Annotated in this window: 8 protein-coding genes; all 8 read left to right on the top strand. The window is 61.4% G+C overall.

The features are described 5' to 3' along the window. The coding region (locus LB543_RS33470; RefSeq protein ID WP_224617319.1) for a cytochrome P450 at positions 1–330 on the top strand (330 nt) is incomplete at its 5' end. 2 nt (positions 331–332) lie between these two features. Then, on the top strand, positions 333–1,148 hold the full coding sequence (locus LB543_RS33465) for an MBL fold metallo-hydrolase (protein WP_224617318.1): 816 nt from the start codon (positions 333–335) through the stop codon (positions 1,146–1,148). Positions 1,149–1,152: 4 nt separating this feature from the next. Beyond that, positions 1,153–2,169 (top strand): zinc-binding alcohol dehydrogenase family protein, encoded by a 1,017-nt coding sequence (locus tag LB543_RS33460; protein WP_224617317.1) that lies wholly within the window; start codon positions 1,153–1,155, stop codon positions 2,167–2,169. After that, on the top strand, positions 2,170–3,024 hold the full coding sequence (locus tag LB543_RS33455; RefSeq protein WP_224617316.1) for a fumarylacetoacetate hydrolase family protein: 855 nt from the start codon (positions 2,170–2,172) through the stop codon (positions 3,022–3,024). Positions 3,025–3,027: 3 nt separating this feature from the next. Continuing rightward, complete coding sequence (locus LB543_RS33450; RefSeq protein ID WP_224617315.1) at positions 3,028–4,107, top strand: Gfo/Idh/MocA family protein; 1,080 nt, start codon at positions 3,028–3,030, stop codon at positions 4,105–4,107. Positions 4,108–4,136: 29 nt separating this feature from the next. Next, positions 4,137–4,475, top strand: coding sequence for a putative quinol monooxygenase (locus LB543_RS33445; RefSeq protein WP_224617314.1), 339 nt, complete (start codon positions 4,137–4,139; stop codon positions 4,473–4,475). Then, positions 4,472–6,364: a hypothetical protein gene (locus LB543_RS33440; RefSeq protein WP_224617313.1), complete on the top strand. Its 1,893-nt coding sequence runs from the start codon at positions 4,472–4,474 to the stop codon at positions 6,362–6,364. The genes LB543_RS33445 and LB543_RS33440 overlap by 4 nt, the downstream gene beginning before the upstream one ends. Before the next feature lie 426 nt (positions 6,365–6,790). Next, positions 6,791–7,780, top strand: a 990-nt coding sequence (locus tag LB543_RS33435; protein WP_224617320.1) for an aminopeptidase P family protein, incomplete at its 3' end; no start/stop codon positions are given.

The raw sequence follows: 7,780 nt of genomic DNA, 5'->3' as shown, positions 1-7,780 counted from the left end.
CTGACCGTGCACGAACGCCGGATCCAGGCTGGCGACATAGTCGCCCTTGGTTTCGGCTCCGCCAACCGCGATCCAGCGGCGTTCGAGGCACCGGACGAATTGCGTTTGGACCGAAAGCCCAACAGGCATCTCACCTTTGGCGCAGGACCGCATCTCTGCGCCGGCGCCGGTGTCGCCCGTATGGAATTCGCAGTGACGCTGGAGGCTCTGATCGAGGCCGCATTTGGCTTGGCCCTCGACCCGGCAGTCGCACCGCGCTGGAAGGCCAGAGGCGATCGGCGCGGTTTTGCAAGCCTGCCCTTGCTCATTGGTAGAAAAAAGGCGCATTGACCATGACCCACCCCACCACCCGCATGCGCTTCCATGGCGTCGCGGCTTACGAAATCCTGACGCGCGACGGATTGCGCATCCTGTGCGATCCGTTTCTGGACCAGAACCCTGGCGCTGCGACCAAGTCGACCGACTTCGATCATATCGATCTCGTGATAGTCAGCCATGCTGCCTACGACCATCTGGGCGACACCGACAAGATCGCAGCCAAATATGGCTGTCCAGTCGTCTGCGGCGGCGAGGTGAAAGCCTGGCTGATGGATCGCGGCATTCCCGCCACCCAGATCCGCGCCACCACCTGGGGTATTCGCGTCAAGGTGGCGGGCATCGAAATCCAGCCGCTCGAATGCCATCACTGGTCGCAGATCAGGCTAAAGGACAACTCCTTCATTTCCGGTGTGCCAATGGCTTTCATCGTCTATGCCGACGACAATCTGCGTTTCTACCACTACGGCGACACGGCGATCTTCTCGGACCTCAAATTACAGGGCGAGCTCTACAAGCCGAATGTCGGCTGCATCGGCATCGCCAATCCGCAGGAGATCCTGCATCTCAACCCAATGCCGGGCGAAATGCTGACCGGCGAGATGAGCCCCTATGAAGGCGTGCTCGCCACGCAATGGCTTGGCCTGGAGACCGTGCTGCCGTGCCACTACATCAAGCTCGATGGCGACAAGGACGTCGCCGAATATATGAAGCACCATCGCGAAGCCAAGGCACGCGGCGAAGCGATAGCCGATCCCTACCTGCTGCGTGCCGGTGACTGGATCGAATTCGACCGCGACGGCAAGGTCCTGCGGCCGGCCAAGGCGGCCTGACGCAATGCGCGCAGCGATCTTCGACGCACCTTTTTCAATCCGCATGGCCGAGGCGCCGAACCCGCAGCCGCGAGCCGGAGAGGTGTTGGTTCGCGTGAAAGCTGCCGGCCTTTGCGCCGGCGACCTTTACATCTATACCGGGAAGAACCCCTATGTGACCTATCCTCGTATCGGCTGCCACGAGATCGCCGGCGTCGTCGAAGCCTATGGTGCCGACGCCACCGGTCCAGCTATCGGCACGCGCGTCGTCGTCGACCCGTTCATCGGTTGCGGCCACTGTTACCCATGCCGGATCGGCAAGCGCAATTGCTGCGCCAAACTCACCATTGTTGGCGTGCATCGCGAAGGCGGCTTCGCCGATTTCGTCACGGCACCGGTGCAGAATCTCAACCTGGTGCCGGAGACGCTCAGCGACTTCGAGGCGGCATTCGCCGAGCCTGTGGCCATCGGCGTGCAGGGCTGCCGGCGTGGCATGGTCACATCAGAGGATACCGTGCTGGTGCTTGGCGCCGGACCTATCGGTTTGGCGATCGTCGAGGTGGCTCGCGCGGTCGGTGCAAAGGTCTACGCGACAGATCTTTCGGGTGAGCGCCTGTCCACGGCAGCCGACCTCGGCGCCATACCGATTGCCAGCGGTGCCGGTCTTCTGGAACGCGTGCTTGAGATCACCAATGGCGAAGGCATGCCGGTTGTCATGGAGGCCACGGGCGCTGCGACGATGATGGAAGAGACGATCGATCTCGTCGCAGCCGGCGGACGCATCGTCATTCTCGGCCTGCTCAAGAAGGGCCAGGGCATCACCTATCCTGGGCTCGATTTCACCCGCAAGGAAGTGACGATCCTCGGCTCGCGCGCTTCGGTCGACTGCTTTCCCGAGGCGCTGGCCCTGCTTGCCTCGGGCAAGATCCATTATCCGACGATCGCAAGCTCCTTCGCGCTCGGCGAAGCCCCAGGCCTCTTCCAAACACTCGCCGACAATCCAATGGCTTTGCACAAGGCCGTGTTCGTTTCGGAGGACTAGATGAAGCTTGTTACTTTCTCCCATCGTAAGGGAGGCCATGACCATCACGCCGGCGTGCTCGACGGGGATCACGTCGCATGCCTGACTGAAGCCAGCATCGCCGGCAGCGTGATGGAGATCGTGCTCGGCGGCAAAAAGATGCTGGACCAGATCCGCGCCGGCGTCGCCAAGGCGCCGCGCTTTGCGCTGGCCGACGTGACGCTCGAAGCGCCGATCCGACCGGGCAAGGTTCTGTGCTCCGGCATCAATTACAAGGGCCACGCCGAGGAAAACCCCAACGCGAAAATGCCGAGCGAGCCATTCTTCTTCACCAAGCTGCCGACCTCGGTGGTCGGACCTGACGTGCCAGTCGCAAAGCCAGCCAGGACCGAGCAGATGGACTACGAGGTGGAGTTCTCGGCGGTTATCGGGAAGAAATTGCACAAGGCCGGGGAGGCCGACGTGATGCCGGCGATCTTCGGCTATACGCTGCTCAACGACATTTCGGCACGTGACGTGCAGTTCAAGGACAACCAGATCACCATAGGCAAGAATTTTGCCGGCTTCTCGCCCATTGGTCCGTGCATCGTGACGTCAGACGCGATGCGCCACCCCGACAATGTCGCGTTGAAGACGCGGCTGAACGGCAAGACCCTACAGGATGGCAGCACCTCGGACTGGCTGTTTTCGTTGCCGCTGCTGATCTCCTTCCTGTCGCAATACATTCCACTCGAACCCGGCGACATCGTCTCGACGGGAACGCCGGCCGGCGTGGGCATCTTCCAGAAACCGCCAGTCTTCATGAAGGCCGGCGACATCGTCGAGATCGAAGCCGAGGGCATCGGCATCCTCAGAACACCGATCGTTGCGGGATAGGAAATGGCGAGGGCGACGGTCCGGATCGGCGTGATCGGCTGCGGCTTCTACGCGCAGAACCATCTGCATGCGTGGCAGGACCTCGCGGGCGAAGGTGCCGTGCTCGCCGCTGTCTGTGACGTCGATGCCGCCAAGGCGCAAGCAGCCGGACATAGCTTCGGCGTGCCGTTCTATACGGACGCCGCCACCATGCTTGCGAACGAGCGGCTCGATGCCGTCGACATCGTTACCCGCCACGACACACACCGCGAGCTCTGCGAACTGGCGATCGCCACCGGCATCGCCACCGTCGTGCAAAAACCCTTCGCTCCCAGCTGGGACGACTGCATCGCCATTGTCGAAGCGGCTGAGAAGGCCGACGTGTGGCTGGCGGTGCATGAGAATTTTCGTTTCCAGACGCCGATGCGGCACGTCCGCCGAACGATCGACAGCGGCGCCATCGGCAAGCCGAACTGGGCGCGCATAAGTTTTCGAACAGGCTTCGACGTTTATCGCACGCAGCCGTATTTCTATTACGAGGAACGGCTGGCGATCGCCGATGTCGGCATCCATATGCTCGACCTCGCGCGTTTCCTGCTGGGCGAGGTCGAGCGCATCTCCTGCGAAACCCAGCGCCGCAATCCGAAGGTAAGAGCCGAGGATACGGCAACGATGCTGCTGCGCCATGGCAGCGGGGCGGTCAGCGTGGTCGAATGCACTTACGAAGCGCGGCGTGATCCCGACCCGTTTCCCGAAACGCTAGTGGAGATCGAGGGGGATAATGGGTCGATCATTGTTCTCCCCGGCTCACGCATGCGGGTAACCAGCAACGGTGCGACGATCGAGGAAGACATTGGCTCACCGCTGCGCTCGTGGACCAGCGATCGCTGGCATGTCGCGCAAGAGGGCGCGTTCGTTGCCTGTCGCCATTTTCTCGATTGTCTTCAACGCGGCGTGCGCGCCGAGACGTCGGGGCGGGATAATCTCAAAACCTACGCCCTGGTTGATGCGGCATACCGCGCGGCAGTGGAACACCGCGCCGTCACTCCGGAAGAGTGGAATGAAAGCGCCGGCCTGCGCTCAAAAGTCCGGGGAGCGCAATGACGGCAGGTCGCGAAAAGGTCCCGGGGCGAGTGAACGACAAGGTTGGCGCCGCCTTTGCGATCACCGTGGCGTTCGAGCTCGTCGACGGCGTCTTCTCCGAATTCCATCGGCTGGTCTGCGAAAATGCGGCGCTTTCCGTCGAACTCGAGCCGGACTGTCTACGCTTCGACGTGCTGATCCCCGAGCACGCGTCCGAGGTCAAGCATGTCTTCCTCTATGAGATTTACCGGGATCGCACCGCCTTCGAGCTGCATCTTGCCTCGGAGCATTTCCGTCAATTCGACCAACGCTCACGCGAGCTGGTAATCAGCAAAACCGTTCTCGCCTATACCGTGCAGGAAAACGCGAAGATGAGGGAATCGACGTGAGCGGGGACGTCAGTGCACTCGATCTATTCGGCACGAACGAACCTGTTGCCGAGCGTCGCATCCTCACCGCTGGACCACTGAGCGCCATCCTGGAAGATGGTAACCTTCGCACAATCTGCTTCGCCGGCGTCGAAGTCGTGCGCGCCATCAACTATCTGGCGCGGGATGCGTCCTGGGGGACATATAAGCCCAAGCTTTCGAACATCCGAATATCCGAAGGCCAAGCTGCGTTCCACGTGGGTTACGACGGGCTGTGCGCAGGTCCACAGGGTCGCTTTTCTTACCGGATGACAATAACAGGCAAGGCTTCCGGTGAGCTGACGATGGAGGCGCAAGGCGTCGCCCTCACCGATTTTCCGACCAATCGCACTGGTTTCGTGGTGCTCCACCCGTCCGAGGCTGCGGGTGGAAGGCTGACCATCATCCACAGCGACGCTCGGATCGAGGAGACGGTATTTCCAAAGATGATAAGTCCTGACCAGCCGGCTTTTGACATCGCTGCGCTTACCCACGAGCCGGCCGCTGGCATGGTCTGCACAGTCGCCATGGAAGGCGATGCCTTCGAGATGGAGGACCAACGGAATTGGACTGACGCCTCGTTCAAGACATATGTTCGTCCCCTGTCGAAGCCGCGACCCCATCTCATCGCCAAAGGATCGAAGGACGTCCAGCGCATCGTGGTCTCCGTCGAGACCAAGGCGTTGCCCGCCCAACCCAAAACCGCCGACAAGGCAACCCTGACGCTAGGCGGACCGGCCGGCCGGATGCCGGCCATGGCCTTGTTCCTCGACCCTGACGATCTGCCCGCGGCCGTGGCGGGAGCTTCATTGCTTGGCCCGGCACAAGAGGTCATTGTCCGCTTCGATGGTGCGCGCGCGCATGACGACCGAATGCTGCGCAAAGCGGCCGGCTTTGCCGATTCGATCGGCGCCCGGCTGGCGATCGAGGCGATCTTTGATGCCGTCGACCCAAGAGCCGAGACGAAGACCATTGTCGGTGCGTTTCGTTCATCGGGCGTCGAACCCAGCGCCATCCTGATTTCACCAAGGCGCGAGTTCAAGACGCGCGCGTCGAACTTGATGCCTGCAGGCGAACGGCCGGTCGGCGATCTGGTGAACGCATTCAAGGCAGCTGGATTCGCCGCTTCGGTAGGCGCCGGATCCCCTTCCCTGTTTACCGAATTCAATCGAAATCCACCGACCGGCGACGCCGATTTCGTCTTCTTCGGCAACGCAGCCATCGTCCATGCCGCGGACGATCGTTCGGTCATGGAGACGTTGACCGTTTACCCCTCGGTTATCGCGACGGCGCGGCATCTGTGTCCGGGAAAGCCGATCTGGCTTGGACCTTGCACGATCGGCATGCGCCACAATCCCTACGGCGAGGCGCTGGTGGCCAATCCTGCACTTTCACGTGTCCCCGCTGCCGGCGACGACCCTCGTCACGGCGCGTTGTTTGGGGCGGCCTTTGCTGTCGGCGTGGCGGCTCAAGCTGCCACCGCCGGTGTTGATCGTCTCATTCTCGCGGCGCCCACGGGGCGATTCGGCCTGCTTGACGCCGCCGGGGAGCGCCGGCCGCTCCAGGCAGTCCACGCTGAACTGGCAGCGGCCTCGGGCGCCGAACGCCGAGAGGTTGCGGTCGATCGCTCCGGAATCGCGGCCGTTGCCTATCGTACCGGCGATGGCGCCCGCATCCTGGTCACAAATCTCACCGCCGAGGATATCGAGATTTCGGTCCCGCAGGCTTTCCAGTCTGCCGGTAGCATCGAGCCGTCGGCGAAGGTGTCAACATTGCCAGGCAAGCAGCTAATTCTGCATCGGTATCGAACGATGATACTTACTGCATCCGCAACCGGTCGAAACTCAACATCGCTCGTCGATAGCCTTTGACCCAAACTGACTGATCAGCTGTCGACCGCGACAGCACGAGCTCAAGCGCGATGACGGGCTTAGAGCCGCAAGCGGACAGGCAGCTTCTGGCGTCCAATGAAGATACGACATTAACGAGTCGATCTAATTGCTGGCACCTCCACTTTCCGGGGCCACGCAGCCAAGCGTGTTTTAGCTTGCCGGGCTGCCTTCGCAGGCATCCCCTCATCTACTGCAACAACGCGGCTGTCTTGTGGAGCGTACCCGGAAAACCCATGGGCGACAGGGGAAAGAATTGGTTCCCTTGGCGATGGCGAGCGATTAGGAACGCTAATCCCTCGATATCGACTTCTAATTTCCGGCGGCGCGGCCGAATTTCTATAGTCCGCTTCCAACCTGAAACCCAATTAGATGCGGAGCAATGAAATGAACGTCTATGCCAAAGGGATGCCCAACGAATTGCTGCGGCTGCAGAAAATGCATAGTGGCGAGAAGGCGGTCCAGACCTTCAGCGCTGGTGAAATGAGCCGGCGCCAGGACGGCCTTCGCCGCATTCTGGCCGAGCTGAAGCTCGATGCAGCCGTGCTCACCTCATATCACAACATCTGTTACTTCTCGGACTTCATGTTCTGCTATTTCGGCCGCCGCTACGCCTTCGTGGTGACTGCTGAAAAGGCGGTGTCCGTCTCGGCGGGCATCGATGCTGGCCAGCCTTGGCGCCGCACCTTCGGCGACAACATCACCTACACCGACTGGCAGCGTGACAACTATTTCTATGCCCTCCAGCAAACGCTACCCGGCGTGAAGCGGATCGGCATCGAGTTCGACCACGTCAACCTCGAATTCAGGAAGCTGCTGCAGGACGCCTTCCCCGACGTCGAGTTCGTCGACGTTGGTGCGCCGACCATGTGGCTGCGCACCATCAAATCGGCAGAGGAAATCGCCCTAATCAAGGAAGGCGCGTGCACCGCCGATATCGGCGGCGACGCCATCTACAAGGCCATCGGCGAGAACGTTCCCGAGTACGAGGTCGCGCTGGCCGGCACGCAGTCCATGGTCCGGCATATCGCCAAGACCTTTCCGCATGCCGAACTGATGGATACCTGGGTGTGGTTCCAGTCGGGCATCAACACCGATGGCGCACACAACCCGGTGACCTCGCGAAAGGTTCAAAAAGGCGACATCCTCTCGCTCAACTGCTTCCCGATGATTTCGGGTTATTATACCGCGCTCGAACGCACGCTGTTCCTCGACCACGCCAGCGACGAGCACCTGCGCATCTGGGAGATCAACTGCGACGTCCACCGTCGCGGCCTGGAACTTCTGAAGCCCGGCGCACGCTGCGGCGACGTGGCGACGAAATTGAACGAAATCTACCGCAGCCACAATCTGCTCGGCTACCGCTCGTTCGGCTATGGCCACTCCTTCGGCGTGCTG

Origin of the sequence: Mesorhizobium sp. ESP7-2 (genome assembly GCF_020164715.1) — a bacterium.
Classification (GTDB): Bacteria; Pseudomonadota; Alphaproteobacteria; order Rhizobiales; family Rhizobiaceae; genus Mesorhizobium.
Note: the sequence above shows the minus strand (reverse complement) of the source record. Positions and strands in the feature narration are given on the sequence as shown.

What these genes read in the sequence shown, in the direction of transcription:
- LB543_RS33465 (WP_224617318.1), top strand. Translation starts at nt 333, where the DNA reads ATGACCCACCCCACCACCCGCATGCGCTTCCATGGCGTCGCGGCTTAC.
- LB543_RS33450 (WP_224617315.1), top strand. Translation starts at nt 3,028, where the DNA reads ATGGCGAGGGCGACGGTCCGGATCGGCGTGATCGGCTGCGGCTTCTAC.
- LB543_RS33455 (WP_224617316.1), top strand. Translation starts at nt 2,170, where the DNA reads ATGAAGCTTGTTACTTTCTCCCATCGTAAGGGAGGCCATGACCATCAC.
- LB543_RS33460 (WP_224617317.1), top strand. Translation starts at nt 1,153, where the DNA reads ATGCGCGCAGCGATCTTCGACGCACCTTTTTCAATCCGCATGGCCGAG.